This is a genomic window from Streptomyces sp. NPDC050738 (assembly GCF_040654175.1).
Classification (GTDB): Bacteria; Actinomycetota; Actinomycetes; order Streptomycetales; family Streptomycetaceae; genus Streptomyces.
The window spans coordinates 170,196-184,375 of sequence record NZ_JBFAHN010000003.1 but is presented as its reverse complement, the minus strand read 5'-3'; the positions used below and the strand labels follow the sequence as shown (position 1 = coordinate 184,375).

9 protein-coding genes are annotated in these 14,180 nt (G+C 71.8%); 1 reads left to right on the top strand and 8 read right to left on the bottom strand.

Translation table 11 applies throughout. The annotated features are described in order from the left end of the window. Window position 1 precedes the first annotated feature (1 nt). Complete coding sequence (locus tag AB0H78_RS08865; RefSeq protein ID WP_363233579.1) at window positions 2-3,325, bottom strand: ABC transporter permease; 3,324 nt, start codon at window positions 3,323-3,325, stop codon at window positions 2-4. Between the two features lie 174 nt (window positions 3,326-3,499). Then, the gene (locus AB0H78_RS08860; protein ID WP_363233578.1) at window positions 3,500-3,904 is read right to left on the bottom strand and encodes a globin; all 405 of its coding nucleotides are present in this window, start codon (window positions 3,902-3,904) and stop codon (window positions 3,500-3,502) included. 69 nt (window positions 3,905-3,973) lie between these two features. Here AB0H78_RS08860 and AB0H78_RS08855 point away from each other — a divergent pair, with 69 nt between their 5' ends. Next, complete coding sequence (locus tag AB0H78_RS08855) at window positions 3,974-4,939, top strand: methyltransferase domain-containing protein (protein ID WP_363233577.1); 966 nt, start codon at window positions 3,974-3,976, stop codon at window positions 4,937-4,939. On the opposite strand, the gene AB0H78_RS08850 is transcribed toward AB0H78_RS08855, so the two are convergent. From AB0H78_RS08850 to AB0H78_RS08825, 6 genes are all read right to left on the bottom strand, one after another. Next, a complete protein-coding gene (locus AB0H78_RS08850; protein ID WP_363233576.1) occupies window positions 4,920-6,236 on the bottom strand; it encodes an FHA domain-containing protein in 1,317 nt (438 codons plus the stop codon). The two genes, AB0H78_RS08855 and AB0H78_RS08850, sit on opposite strands and share 20 nt — an antisense overlap. Window positions 6,237-6,251: 15 nt before the next feature. Then, window positions 6,252-7,607 (bottom strand): VWA domain-containing protein, encoded by a 1,356-nt coding sequence (locus AB0H78_RS08845; protein WP_363233575.1) that lies wholly within the window; start codon window positions 7,605-7,607, stop codon window positions 6,252-6,254. 42 nt (window positions 7,608-7,649) lie between these two features. After that, the gene (locus tag AB0H78_RS08840; protein WP_363233574.1) at window positions 7,650-8,936 is read right to left on the bottom strand and encodes a PP2C family serine/threonine-protein phosphatase; all 1,287 of its coding nucleotides are present in this window, start codon (window positions 8,934-8,936) and stop codon (window positions 7,650-7,652) included. Between the two features lie 4 nt (window positions 8,937-8,940). After that, window positions 8,941-11,550 (bottom strand): tetratricopeptide repeat protein, encoded by a 2,610-nt coding sequence (locus AB0H78_RS08835; protein ID WP_363234078.1) that lies wholly within the window; start codon window positions 11,548-11,550, stop codon window positions 8,941-8,943. A 230-nt stretch (window positions 11,551-11,780) separates the two neighbouring features. Beyond that, window positions 11,781-13,103, bottom strand: coding sequence for a hypothetical protein (locus tag AB0H78_RS08830; protein WP_363233573.1), 1,323 nt, complete (start codon window positions 13,101-13,103; stop codon window positions 11,781-11,783). 69 nt (window positions 13,104-13,172) lie between these two features. Then, window positions 13,173-14,171, bottom strand: coding sequence for a glutamate ABC transporter substrate-binding protein (locus tag AB0H78_RS08825; RefSeq protein WP_363233572.1), 999 nt, complete (start codon window positions 14,169-14,171; stop codon window positions 13,173-13,175). Window positions 14,172-14,180 lie beyond the last annotated feature (9 nt).

Here is a 14,180-nt window from a genome sequence, read left to right as displayed (position 1 = left end):
GTCAGTTGCCTCCTTGGTGGCGAAGGGACACGGCTGGATCGGTGCGCCGCATGGCGATCGCGGCGACGATCAGCAGGGGTACGGCGGCGACGGAGAGCAGCGTCAAGGCGACCTGCCCCGCGGGCAGTTGGACCAGGACGGGGGGCACCGGCTGGGCGGCCTGGCCCGTCAGCACGATCAGCGGGACGACGGCTCTGGTGAGTACGGTGCCCAGGGCCAGGCCCACCGTCAGGGCGATGGTGATCAGCACCCCTTGTTCGGCGGCGATCATCCGCGCCAACTGGCGGCGCGGGGCGCCCAGTGCCTTCAGTACGGCGAACTCCTCGGACCGCTCGCGCAGCGAACCCATGGCGCTCACCGCGAAGCCGACCGCGGCCAGGGCCGCGGCGACCAGGGCAGCCGCGGTGAGCGCGGACTGCGGTCCCGCGCCGAGCGGATCGTCGAGGAGCTCCTCGGCGACCTCGTCGCGGACCACGATCTGGCCGGGGTCCATGTCGGGCCTCTCCCGCAGGGCGGCGGCCACTTGAGCCCCCTTGCCGCGGTCGGTCGACAGCCACCACTCGGTGGGGGCGACCGAGGCGTCGGGTGTCACGGCGATCGCCTGGTTGACCGCGCTCAGATCGAGCAGCAGTGCGCCGCCCTGGTTCTGGTCGGCACTCTGCTGGGCGGTGGACTGTCCGGAGGCGCCGGTTCCGGTGGTCGGAAGTTCACGTACGGAGCCCACGATCCGCACCTTCGGGGACTGGCCGCCCAGGGTCACGTCCACCGTGTCCCCGACCTTGGCCCCCGTGGAGCGCAGATAGCTGTCGGTGGCGAGGGCGGTCAGCCGTGGTGCGGGGGGACGCACCGCGGCGACGCGGATGGTCTGCGTCGGCGGCGGGGGCCAGGTGGCGAACGAGGCGGCATCCGTCGTGAACGTGAGGGACAGGAGAGACTTTGCCGGGGAGGAGAGCGGGATTTTGGTGTCGGGGATCGGATCCAGGCCTCCGGACGTGGAATCCACGGCCCTCCACTGCGCGAGCCGGGGGAGCGTCACCGGGCGCTCCGTGCCCGTGGCGGTGACGGAGCGGATCCCCTTGACGTCGAGGCGGTCGGTCTCGGACTCCGTCGCCTGGGACGGATCGGTCTCCAGGCCGGTGACCCGCAGCGGCTGCGCGGCCCTGCCCGCGGGCGACTCGGCCGCCTTCGCCACGTCGGCGGTCAGGACGTGGGGCCGGCCGTCGGCGGGGAGGTTGCCGAGCTGCAGCCGGTACGGCAGTCCGTAGCGGTCCTCGACGAGCAGGGACACCGGGATGGTCAGCCCCTGGGTCGAGCTGCCCTGCGGAGCGTTGACGGAGGTGAGGCGGAGCTCCAGGCGTACCGCCGAGGTGTCCCCGGGCAGCAGCGCACCGACGGCGGCGGCCTTCTTGGCGGTGATGGACCGCAGCAGCTTCGCGCGCTGCCGGCCGGCGAGATCGCCGCGGAGCATCAACTGGTCCGGGGCGTGGGCGAGATCGACGGCGAGGACCGTCGCGAGCTTGCTGCCGGAGAGGCTGACGAAGGAGCGGGAGACCGGCGCCGCGTCCCGTACGCCGGGCAGCTCACCGTAGAGACCGGCCTGACCGAACTGGGTGGTGTCGCTGCCCAGCACCCGGATGGAGGCGCCCGAGCGGAAGTCGGCCTGGTCGGACTGCGAACGGTCCCAGGAGGCGCCCTGGCCGATCGCCAGGATGCCCATCGACAGGGCGAGCACGAGCAGCAGGACCGGGCCCGCGTTGCGCAGCGGCCGGCGGCTGAACTGCCAGCCCGCGAGCGCCGCGGGAAGCCCACGACCGCCTGCGGCCCTGCGCTCGGCGAGCTTCGCGACGGGTGGCAGCAGACGCAGGGTGAGGACGGTTCCGGCGAGCAGCGCGAGTGCGGGCGCGGCCACCAGGAGCGGGTCGATGCCGAGCTTGCCGCTCTGGTCGCCGCTCAGCGCACCGCTGCCGGAAGTCTGGCGGTCCAGCTGCCAGTACGCGACACCGGCGATGACCAGCAGACCCACATCGGCCCCCGCACGCACCGGGGCGGGCAGCGATGCGGCCCGGCCGCGGCTGCTGCGGCCCGCCGAGAGCGCGGGCGCGACGACGGCCGCGGCGCAGCCGAGCGCGACCACCGCCGCCACCAGCCAGACGGTGCCGCTCGCGCCGGAGTCCAGCTTCAGCCCGATACGGGACAGTGCGCCCTGCCCGCCCAGGAGCCGGGTGAGCGGACCGGCGAGCAGCGGGCCGCACAGCGCGGCGGGGACGGCGAGCAGCAGCGCCTCGATCGCGGACAGCGCGGTGATACGGGCCTTGGACCCGCCGCGTGCGCGCAGCACTTCGCTCTCGCCCGCCCGCTCCGAGCTGAGGAGACGGGCCACGAGCAGCAGTGCGTAACCGGCGAGCATCACCAGCTGCAGCGCGACGATCAGCAGCGTCGAACGGGAGACGAGCAGCGCCCGCTTCGCCTGGCCGAGGACCTCGGGCAGCTCGGTGGTCACGGTTCCCGCGCCGGCGAACGCCTTGTCGCCGGTCAGCTTCTTCGGTGCTGCGGTGGCCGTCGCCGTCAGCCGGTCGATCCGGTCGGTGGTGATCCTGGAAAAGTCGGCTCCGGCCTGCCAGGCCGTCGTGCCGGCGCTGACGCGGCCGGTCGCGAGGTCGCCGGGGTCGGTGAGCAGCGGGCCGTACGTGGTGAAGCTGACGGTCCGGGTGCCGCGGCCGCCCAGGTCGTCGAGCTGCCAGTACGGCTCGGAGCTGTCGGCAGGCAGGTAGACGCCGGTGACCTGCACCTGCACCTTCTTGTTGGCGCCGAGCCGGTCGATGAGCGTGAGGTGGGCGCCCGGCTTCAGCTTGAGCAGCTTGGCCACGGTCGCGGGGAGCGCGGTCTGCACGGCGCCCGAGGTGGTGGCGTGCGGCCAGCTCCCGGAGGCGAGCCGTACCCGGGAGCGGTCGATCGAGGAGAAGAAGGTCAGATCGGGGTCGCCGCCGCGGGCCGAAGGGGCCTGGAGCGTGCGCGGCAGGGCGTAGGGACCCGACCGGGACAGCTTCCGTACGGTGACGGGCAGCCCGTCGAACGCCTCGGCCGCATGGCGTCGTACGGCCGCGTCCGCCGCCTTCTGCCGGTCGGGCGGCAGCTCGGCCTTGACGACCAGCGTGGCCGCCGCGGCGCTGCGGGCGTGCAGGGTGTTGCGCAGGCCCGCGTCACCGATGGAGCCGGAGAACGCGGCCAGGGTGGCGAGCACCGAGGTGGTCAGAAGGACGGCCAGCAGAGCTGCTGCCAGCAGAAGCCGGTGCGCACGCACCCGCAGAAAAACAAACCCCGTCACACGGCCCCCTCGACCCACGCCCCCGAAACGTCTTTCGGGATGCTTTCAGACAGCAGGGGTCCGGGGTAACCGCTTGCAGGGCGACCTTGACGCGATCGTGACCGGAATGCGGCGTATGAAGTCCGGATTCCGCATCGCGTGACGGGGTGGTGTGCGGTGGTCAGCCCAGCGTGGTCAGCCCTCGGTGTTCACCATGGAGGCCGCGGCATAGGTCAAGTACCGCCAGAGCTGCTCCTCGTACTCCGCCGGCAGCTTCAATTCGTCGACGGCCGCCCGCATATGGAGCAGCCAGGCGTCGTGCGCCGCCCGGTCGACCGCGAAGGGCGCGTGGCGCATCCGCAGGCGGGGGTGGCCGCGGTTGTCGCTGTAGGTGCGCGGGCCGCCCCAGTACTGGATCAGGAAGAGGACGAGGCGCTCCTCGGCCGGGCCGAGGTCCTCCTCCGGGTACATCGGGCGCAGCAGCGGGTCCTCGGCGACGCCTTCGTAGAAGCGGTGGACCAGCCGGCGGAAGGTCGGCTCGCCGCCGACCAGATCGTAGAAGGTCTGCTCCTGGAGGGTGCCGTGCGGGATCTCTGTCACACCACCATCGTCTCAGACGGCGCGGCGGAGGACCTTGGTCCTACGACCATGACGGCGCACAGTGGACACATGAGCACACACCGGGAATTGCGGGAAGCCCTGGTGCGCGGAATCGTCCGGGGCGGTGGCCTGGCCGATCCCGCCTGGCGGGCTGCTTTCGCCGAGGTGCCCCGGCATCTTTTCGTGCCGTACTTCTTCACGGGGCGGCCCGGGGTCCCCGAGCGGCTCTGGGGCGAGGATCCCGATCCCGTGCGCCGCGAGCGCTGGCTCAAGGGCGTGTACGCGGACGAACCCCTGGCGACGCGGATGCGCGACGGCGAGCTCGTCTCCTCCAGCAGCCAGCCCTCGCTGATGGCCCGGATGCTGGAGGACCTCCAAGTGCGGGACGGTGACGCCGTGCTGGAGATCGGGGCGGGCAGTGGGTACAACGCGGCGCTGCTCTCGCACCGGCTCGGCGAGCGCTGTGTGACGAGCGTCGAACTCGATGTGGAGATCGCGGAATCGGCGCGGGCCCATCTGGCCGCAGCGGGGTTCGCGCCCGAGGTGGTGGCGGGGGACGGGGCGCGCGGGTGTCGGGCCCGGGCTCCGTACGACCGGATCATCGCGACCTGCACGCTCCCTTCCGTACCGCACGCATGGCTGGCGCAGTGCCGGGCGGGCGCGCGGATTCTGGCGCCGCTCTCCACCGGGCTGATCCTGCTGGAGGTACGGGACGCGACGCACGCGGAGGGGCGGTTCCTGGACACGCCCGCGTATTTCGTGCCGCTGCGGGGCGGGGGCGAGAGCGTGTACCAGCACATCGGCGGGCTGCCTCGGAAGGCGCTGCAGAACGGGCTGTTCCGCTTCCTGCTGACGCTGACCGCGGGCAGCCTGGACCCCCAGGAAGCGCTCTCCCTCTGGGAGCGCGAGAAGCGCCCGCAGAGGGAGAGATTCGGGGTGACGCTCCGGGGCGGCGGCCAGTGGGCCTGGCTGGACGATCCGGGCGGTCCCTATGTGTGGGAGCTGGGCGGGACCCTCAGCCGAGGTGGATCGTGATCGTCGTCCAGGCACCCACGTGGACCCGGTCGCCGTCCTGGAGCTGGACGGGGACGTAGGGCTGGATCGGCTCCTCGCCGCCGTTGACCGTCGTGCCGTTGGTGGAGTTCTGGTCGACGACCGCCCAGCTGTTGTCCGGCTGCTGCACCAGAACCGCGTGCTGGTGCGAGACTCCCGGGTCCTCCGGCGGGACCGACAGGTCGATGTCGGGGGACTCGCCGGTGGAGTGGCGGCGGCGGCCGATGGTGACCTGGTTGCCGAGCAGCGGTCGCTGCTGCTCCGGGGAGTACGCGGGCAGGTTGAGGCCTGCGGCGTCGGGGCCGCTGCGGTGCATCATCGCCATGAAGTACTCGCGGTCGGGGCCGATGGTGGCCGACCAGGCGAGCGATCCCTGGGGCTGCTGCGTGTGCTGGGGCTGCTGCTGGAACTCCTGTTGCGGCGGCTGCTGTTGCTGATGCGGCGGCGCCTGCTGCTGGAATTCCTGGTGCTGCGGAGGCTGTTGCTGATGCGGCGGCGCCTGCTGGAATTCCTGCTGCTGTGGCTGGAACTCCTGCTGCGGGGGCTGCTGTTGCTGCTGCTCCTGCTGTGACGGCGGGGGCAGCAACCAGTCGTCGCCGTTCGGCTGCTGCGGCGGCGCCGTGTGCTGCGGGGGTGCTTGCTGCTGGAACTCCTGCTGCTGCGGCTGGAACTGCTGCTGCGGGGGCTGCTGCTGGAAGGCGGGCGGAGGCGGGGGCGCCTGCTGCTGGAATCCCTGCGGGGGCGGACCCGGCTGCTGCTGGAAAGCGGGCGGCGGGGGCGGCGGGCTCTGGCGCATCGACGGATCGGCGTTCAGCGGTTCGGCCGGCCGGTTCATCTGCGAGGGGCGCGAGCTCTGGTACTCGTACGGATCCGGAGCGGTCCCGGGCGCGGGCTGCTGCGGAGGCTGCTGCTGGAACGAGGGCGGCGGCGGGGGAGCCTGCTGGGCCTGGAAGCCCGGCGGCAGGTTCAGCCCCGGTGAAGGCTGCGGCGGCTGCGGTGCCAGCGGGGTGTAGGAGGTCGCGGTGTTGGTGAGGAAGTTCCAGCGGCACTCCTCGCAGTACGGCGCCATCGCCTCGCGGGGCGTACGGCACTGCGGGCAGAGCTCTGCCTGGGCGGTGGGATCGCCGCCCTGCGGCGGATATCCGTAACCGGGCTGCTGGGGCGCGCCACCCCCGTACGGCGGGGGCGGAGGGGGCGGCGGCACGGCGCCCATGCGATGGCCGCAGACCTCGCACCAGTCGTCGGAACCCGACTGGTGTCCGTTCGGGCAGGTCGCCATGGAGTCGATCCCCTTCTACTTCTTTACGCGAACAGTCTTGGTGGAGCGTGTTTCGAGAGTCATCTCGTCCGCTTCCGCGACCTTCGCCTTCAGCCGCACAGTACCTGTCGCCTCATCGACGACGTCGACCACCTTCGAAAGCAGTTTCGCAGTATCTGCGTTCCCCGAGGCCGCCGCGAGCTGAACCGCCCGCCCCAATTTGGCCGTCGCGCCGTCCGCATCACCCGATTTGCGGGCATCCAGGCCCTGCTGGATGACTTGTGCCAGTTCCGCCTGGCCTGTGTAGTGCGCGACCTGCGGATTGATGGAGGTCGAGGCCGCCATGTCGTCCGTCCAGACCGCCCGCACCAGACCCTGCGAGAGCGTCTGCGGCGTACCGCCGAGAGGATCGGGGAGTACGAGAGAGACGCGGGCGGCCAGCATCTCCTGCCCGATTCCGGCCTCGGGGACGGCGACGCACACGTGGTAGTCGCGGGACTCGTCGCCCCAGGAGCCGGTGGGGTAGTCCCCGGCGCGCGGTCCGACCTCGGTGCGGCGCAGCGTCAACTCCTCGACGGTGGGCGCCACTTGCTTCACGAACCTGATCTCGACGCCGACCGGGGTCCAGAGCCGCAGTGCCACGTCCGCGACCTCCTTGCCCATCGCGTTCTCCATCATCTGCGTGAAGTCCGCGGCGAGATGCGAGGGGTCGGCCACGATGTCGGCGGTGCCGAGCAGCGCCGAGGCGATGCCTGTGACCTCTTTCACTTCCCAGTCCGTACCCACACCGCGGGCGTCGCAGGTGAAGCGGCCCGCGGCGGCGTCGAGCGCGGCCCTGAGGTCCTCGGGCGACTCGTGCTCGTTGCGGCCGTCGGTGAGCAGGATGCCGTGCCGGATCGGTACGTCCGCCGAGGCCAGCAGGCGGTCGGCCAGCCGCAGCCAGGTGCCGATGGCCGTCCCGCCGCCCGCGCTCAGCTTGCGCAGCGCGTCCTTGGCGTGACCGCGGGTGGCGTCGCCGGCTATCGCAAGGCCGCCGTTGCCGGGGTAGACCTCCTTGGCGATGTGCGTACCGCCGATGATCGCGAAGGCCGTGCCGTCGCGCAGCGTGCTGATCGCGGCTGCCGTGGCGTCGCGGGCGTTGCGCATCTTCGTCGGCGGGTAGTCCATCGACCCCGAGCAGTCCACCATGATCACCACGGCGGCGCCGGACACCTGTCCCGGTATGGAGGACGGGGACGCGCCCGCACCGGTCAGCGAGGCGCCGCTGGTGCCCCCGCCGGTCGAGGTGACCGTGACGATGGCGTTGACCTCGCGGCCGCCCTCCGGGAGGTACTCGTTCTGGTACACGTCCACGGAGAACTGCGGCACGTTGGACTTGGAGAAGTTGGCCATTTCACCGGCTCCTTAAGCGGACAAGGAAGATAAAGAGGGATTTCACGCGCCGTCGTAGGCGGATCCTGCCCCTGTCGGAGGCACCAGGAACGGCAGTACGGCCACTGTTACGTTGTCGTGGCCCCCGCCGTCGAGCGCATGGCCGACCAGGACCTGCGCACAGTGCAGCGGGCGGGCGCCGGCATCGGCCGGGACCGCGGCGGCCATCTCCTCGGCGGCCTCCGCGTAGTTCCACAGGCCGTCCGTGCAGACCACCACCACACCCGTCCTGTCGGGCTTGAAGGAAGCGGTGTGCGGCTCCAGCTCGTACGCGTCGGCCCCCAGCCAGCCCGTGATGGCGTGCGCGCGCTCGTCCGCGTACGCCTGCTCCTCGTTCATCAGGCCGGTCGCGACCATCTGCGCCGCCCAGGAGTCGTCCTCGGTGAGGCGCGAGGGGTGGGCGGTGCGGTCGTCGGGCACCCAGTAGACGCGGCTGTCGCCGACCCAGCCGACGACCAGCAGGCCGCCCGCGACGATCGCCGAGACGATGGTGCAGGCGGGGGCGTTGGTGTGGCGGTTCGGGTCGTGCTCCTGGGCCTGGCCCGGCTCGGTGACAAGGGAGTTGACGGACTCGGCGGCCGCCAGGATCGCCTCGTGCATCGCCTGCTGGGGGTGGGTGCCCCGGGGGAGCGCGGCGAGCAGCGTCTCGTTGGCGGCCACGGCGGCGGCCGCCGATGCCTCGTCGGGGCGGGTCGCCGATGAGACCCCGTCGCAGACGACGGCGATCACGGCGGGGGAGCCGTCAGGGAGGGCCGTCGAGGAGACCGCGTACGCGTCCTCGTTGCGGTGGTGGCGCAGCCCGCGGTCGGAGACGGCGGCGACCGCGCCGAGCTCCTCCTCCATGTGGTCGCGCTCGCGGGGCTGCGCGTGGCCGCAGTTCTCGCAGTAGCCGTCCTCGTCGATACGGCCGGAGCGGCAGGCGACGCAGATTTTGGTGCCCGCGGCGGGTGTGGGCTCCACCGTGCGCGGGTCGGGCAGCGGGTACTCGCCGGGCGCGGGCGGGTCGTCGGTCCGTACGGCAGAGGGCAGTTCGGTGCCGCCCGACGTCGTGCCGGAGAGGTCCGACGGAGCCTGTACGGCCGCGGAGGCGGTCTCGGCGGGGGCCGGGGGCCAGGAGGCCGCCGCTGCCGCGCCGTTGATCGCGACGGTCGGGTGGTCGGCCTGGGGCGTGGCCGCGGCCACCGCCGACAGGTCGTATCCGCACGCACCGCAGAACAAGTCGCCCGTGTCCACAGGCTCCTCGCAGCCGGGGCAACGCCCCGTGGCGACCGGCTGGTTCGTCTGCGACATCACTTCACACCCACGTCCGGGGGCGGAAACGGTTGGCCCGCTCCACCAGGTCGATCCTCTCCTCGCCCCGCTGGGCGAGCCGGGCGAGTACCCGGTACGAACGTTCCAGACCGAGGCGCAGGCCCCGCTCGTCGAGTGATTGGCCGAGCAGCGTCGCTGATTCGACGACCTGGCCGCCGCGGCCCCCGGAGAGTACCCAGTCGAGCGCCGTGCCCAGTACCTCGGTGGACAACTGCTCGCGGCGCACGGCGTCGAGACCGAAGCCCTGCAGCGCTTCCACCTGCGCGGCTGCCGCCCGCAGGTCGTCGAGGAGCGGCTCGTCGGGATTACGCCGCCGGAGCCTGGCCCGCACGGCGGCCACGCGTGCGGCCGTGAAGTGGATCGACGCCTCGGGGACGGATTCCAGGGTCCGTACGGCGCTGACGCGGTCACCGGCCGCGAGCTGAACGCGGGCCAGACCGAAGGCGGCGCTCACATAGCTGGGGTCGGTGGCCCACACGAGGCGGTAGTACTCGGCGGCATTGTCCAATTGGCCCAGGACCTCCGCGCAGACGCCGAGCGCCAGCTTGGGGGCGGGCTCGCCGGGGAACGCGTCGTAGATCGCGTCGAAGGCGAGGGCCGCCGTCTCGTGGTCGCCGGTGACCAGCGACGCCAGGCCGCGGTACCAGACGACGCGCCAGTCGTCGGGGTGCTGCACCTCCAGCTGCTGGAGGTCCTCGACGGCCGTGAACAGGTCGAGGTTCTCCAGCCAGGCGCGCACCTGGCGCAGCCGCAGCTCCAGCGAACCGCTCGGTGCGGCCTGCAGGGCGGCGATGACCTCGGTGGGCGCGGAGGCGAGGAGGCCTGCCAGGAAGCCGGCGTTCGGGTCGTTCGGGTCGACCCGGGGCACGGGGAGCGCGAGCGAGGTGGCGCGGGTGTCGAGCGTGGCGGTGAACGGGGTCGTCGCCGGATGGGGCCGCGAGCCGCTGAGGTCGACGCCGGCCGCCGGATGGCGGGGGGCCGGGATCACGGTCTGGGTGGGGACGTAGCCGGCGGGCGGGAGCTGGGGTGGCGGAGGTCCCGCGGTCGCGAGGGCGGTGGCCATGGCGGCGGGCGCGCCGTTCGCGCGGCTGTCGCCGTTTGCGTACGTCGCCCTGCCGCGCTTGAGCGCGCGCCGGGGCGGCGGGAGGACGCGCGCGCCCAACGCCGAGACATCATCGGTCAGTTCGGCGAAGAGCGTCGAGTCGGTGACCCTGAGCTCGGGTCCGAAGAGGGTGGAGAGCGCGGGGCGCGGCCGGCCCGACTGGATCGCCACGACCTCGCGCAGGACGCCGGTGAGCTGCTCGGTCATCTCCGCCGCGGAGGAGAACCTGCGGGCCGGGTCCGGGTCGGTGGCCCGCACCAGGAGGCGGTAGAAGGACTCGTACGTCCGGAAGACCTCGATGTTGTCGGGGTCGGGGAGGGAGTCGGAGAAGACGTTCGTATAGCCCTGGAAGTCGAAGGTCAGCACGGCGAGGGTGCGCGCCACGGTGTAGAGGTCGGAGGCGACCGAGGGGCCCACCTCGGCGACTTCGGGGGCCTGGTAGCCGACGGTTCCGTAGATCGCGGACTCGTCGTCGTCCATCCTGCGGACCGCGCCCATGTCGATGAGCTTCAGCTGGTCGGCCTGCTGGATCGCGTTGTCGACCTTGAAGTCGCAGTAGAGAAGGTTGCGGCTGTGCAGGTGGCCGAGCGCCTCCAGGGCCTCGATGCCGTACGCACAGGCCTGCTCGACCGGGAGCGGGTCGCGCTTGCCGCCGCTCTGGCGCCGGTCGTTGGCGATCTCCTTCAGCGACTTGCCGCCCACGTACTCCATGACGATGTAGCCGTCCATGGAGCCGGTGCGCTGGTCGAGGTGCTCGACGAAGTTGTAGATGCGGACGATGTTGGAGTGCTCGATCTCGGCGAGGAAGCGGCGCTCGGAGATGGCGGCGGCCATGGCGTCCTGGTCGCCGGTGTCGAGCAGGCCCTTCAGTACGACCCAGCGGTCGGAGACCGCGCGGTCGACGGCGAGATAGACCCAGCCGAGCCCGCCATGGGCCAGGCAGCCCATCACCTCGTACTGCCCGTGGACGATGTCGCCGGTGGTCAGCTTGGGCACGAAGGAGTACGGGTGGCCGCACTTGGTGCAGAACCCCTCGGTGCGGCCGGACCGCTCGCCGCGTGCGCGGCCCACCGGTGCGCCGCAGTCGGAGCGGGAGCAGAACCGCTTGCGCTCGGGGACCTCGGGGTTCTCCATCACCGCGGACTGCGGGTCGGGGCGCGGCACTTCGGGGATGGAGACCAGGCCCGCGCCCAGGCGGTTGCGGCCCGAGGCGCTCGCCGACGCGCCGGAGGCGCGGACCGTGACGGACCGCGAGCCGCTCGCCCCCGACAGCGCGCGCGAAAGACGCCCGGAGACGGAGCGCCGGGAGGTCGACGAGCGCGACGACGACCGGGACGAGGCGCGCGAGGAGGCCCGCGAACTGGAGCTGCTGCCCCTGCTGCTGCCGCGCCCGCCGGCCGCGATCCCGGTCGGCGGCGAGGTGACCATGCCGGTGGGCGACACGACGGGGGCGAGCCCGCAGGTGTCGCAGTACAGCTCGCCGCCGCCCATGTCCTCGTACGTGCCTTCGCAGCCGCGCCGCTGACAGGCCGACGCACGGCTTTCGGCGGAGGCGGAGCTGCTGGAGTTACTGGAGCTGCTCGAACCTCCTGTGCCGCTCGTACCGGTGGACGGCCCGTCGGGGGCGAGCCCGCAGGCGTCGCAGTACAGTTCCCCGCCGCCCATGTCCTCGTAACTGCCTTCGCAGTCGGGCCGCTGACACTTCTGCTGCTCTTCTTCACTCATGCGTGATCCCCCCTGCGGTCAGTGGGCCCGGACTGCCGTGGCACCAGTACCTCCGCCGCTGCCTGCTGATAGCGCAGCACCGCCTGCTCGGCCGCGCGCAGATCGCAGGGCGCGCTCCAGAGCATCCGGCGCGCCACGTCGTACCGCTCGATGAGCAGCGAATCCTCGGCCATGCCGTGCCGGGCGACCTTGGCCTTGTACGCGTCGAGCCGCCCGCGCAGTTCGGCACGCACGGCCAGCGGCGCGGTGACGGCGCTCAACGACTCGCGGGCGCGCAGCAGTTCGTCCTCGGCCTCGCGCTCCAGGGTCTCCAGCAGGGGCGAGAGCCGGTGCCACTGCGCGTGGCGCCGGTACTCGGCCGCGGTGGCGAGGCGCTCCTGCAGCACGGTGGGCGGTCCGCTCACGGCGGGCACCTCGGATGCGGCGATCTTCGCCAGCACTTCTCCACGCGCGGAACGGGCCTCGGTCAGTGTTCTGTCGGCCCGGGAGAGGACGTCCCTCAGCTGCAGCAGCCGCTGTTCGGCGTCCTGGCGCACGGTCAGGACGGCCTCGATCTCACGCCGGATCTCCTCCAGCGCCCGGGCCGCACGGTCGTACCGTGCGGTGTCGGGCCGGCCGCCGCCGGGAGCCGAACTCCCGGGCGCGGACTGCCAGAAGGCCAGCGGGTCGGCTATCACCTGGGCGCGCAGCGCGGTGAGCTCGGCGGTGATCGCCTCCAGGTCGTCCCCGGCCGGATGTTCCCCGGGCCGTACGCCGACGGAGTGGGCGAGCGAGCTCGTGCGCCCCAGCTCGGCACTGAGCAGATCTATCCGGGCGGGCAGCGCGGACCATACGGAGTCCGATGCGACGACCATGTCCAGTGACTTCGCGTACAGCTCGTTCATCCGCGAGACGAGCTCCACGAGCGTGAACCGCTCGGTGAGCTTGGCGGGCCCTGAGATCCCCGCGCCGATGGTCGGCGCCGAGTGGGTGGCGGCACCGGAGAGCGTGACGCCCTGGCCGCGCAGCAGGTCGGTGAGCTCGACGAGCTCCTCGCGCCCGGGCCACCGCTTGCGCTCACGCACACCGCGCGCATCGTCCAGTGCACCGGCGTAGGCGTCGAAGTAGGCCCAGAGCAGGGTGATCGACTGCTCGGTGGAAGCCCAGCGGTCCTTGGTGAGACCGGTCAGCGCGGCCCCTTCGAGGAGTCTGCGGCCCGCATGGTCCTGGAGCGCGAGCAGCGAACTCTCGATCGCCTCGTGCTCCGCCCCGAGCCGCGCCAGCGCACGGTCCACCTCGTCCCGGTCCATTACCGGCCCAGTGGAACCCGCGACGCCCATCGATCACCTCTCCGCTCTGCTGCTGCCAGCTCTCATCCTGCGTTTCCCCACCCTCAACTCAGCTTATGCTCAGCGGTATTTCGGGGGAGGTGGCCCCGATATCCCCTTCAGGTCACTGGCGAGCCAGGTGCGATAGGCCTTCATCCACGGGCTGTCGGAGCCGCCCTTGCGGTAGTCCACCAGCACCTGGTTGATGCGCCGCACCAGATCATCCTTGCCGATCTTGGTGGCGACTCCGTAGTACTCGGTGGTGAAGGGCTTGTCCTTGAGCTCGACGGCCGGGTCCTGCGCGGCCTGCCCGGCGGCGAGGGCGTTGTCGGTCACGACGGCGTCGGCCTCGCCCGTCTGCAGCCTCACCAGACAGTCCAGCTGGTTGGGCACCGTGCGCTTGACGTCGGCGGTGTCCTCGAAGACGGCCCCGAAGGACTTCGCCTTCAGAGCGTCGTACGCGGTGGACCCGGTGGCGGTACAGACCCTCTTGCCTTTGAGCGAGTCGTCGTACCCGGTGATCGAGGACCCCTTGGGCGCAAGAACCTGCTGTCCGGCCTGGAAGTAGGCGGTGGAGAAGGCGACTTGTTTGATCCGGGCGCAGTTGATCGTCATCGTCCGCACGACGATGTCGACCTTGTCCTTCTGTATGGCGTCGATGCGCTGGTTGGTCGGGATGGCGCGATAGATCACGGCGTCCGGATCTCCCAGGATGTTCTGGGCGATGGCCTTCACGAGATCGATGTCGAAGCCTTCGAGGGAGCCCGTCGCGGGATCGCGGTAACCCCACCGGAAGCTGTTCTGGTCGACCCCGACGACCAGTTTCCCGGCCTGCTTGATCTTGTCGATGGTGGGCCCGTCGGCACCGGAAGGCGTCAGGCTGGCCTCAGGATCGGTGCAGTCGTCGGCCTGTACGGCAACGCCCTGCCCGATGCCCTGCCCCCCGAGCCGGGCGCCGTCGTCGTCGCCGCCCCCGCTTCCGTAGGCGATCGGCCCCAGAGTCACGGCAGCCGTCAGCACACAGGCCGCGGCCATCCCCGTGACGCCGCCCCAGCCGCGCAGTCTCGGCTTCTTCGCCATCGGCGTGTC

Coding starts and splice junctions, on each gene's coding strand:
- AB0H78_RS08840 (WP_363233574.1), bottom strand. CDS start 8,936: ATGTCGCAGACGAACCAGCCGGTCGCCACGGGGCGTTGCCCCGGCTGC.
- AB0H78_RS08850 (WP_363233576.1), bottom strand. CDS start 6,236: ATGGCGACCTGCCCGAACGGACACCAGTCGGGTTCCGACGACTGGTGC.
- AB0H78_RS08825 (WP_363233572.1), bottom strand. CDS start 14,171: ATGGCGAAGAAGCCGAGACTGCGCGGCTGGGGCGGCGTCACGGGGATG.
- AB0H78_RS08855 (WP_363233577.1), top strand. CDS start 3,974: ATGAGCACACACCGGGAATTGCGGGAAGCCCTGGTGCGCGGAATCGTC.
- AB0H78_RS08845 (WP_363233575.1), bottom strand. CDS start 7,607: ATGGCCAACTTCTCCAAGTCCAACGTGCCGCAGTTCTCCGTGGACGTG.
- AB0H78_RS08835 (WP_363234078.1), bottom strand. CDS start 11,550: ATGGGCGGCGGCGAGCTGTACTGCGACACCTGCGGGCTCGCCCCCGTC.
- AB0H78_RS08830 (WP_363233573.1), bottom strand. CDS start 13,103: ATGGGCGTCGCGGGTTCCACTGGGCCGGTAATGGACCGGGACGAGGTG.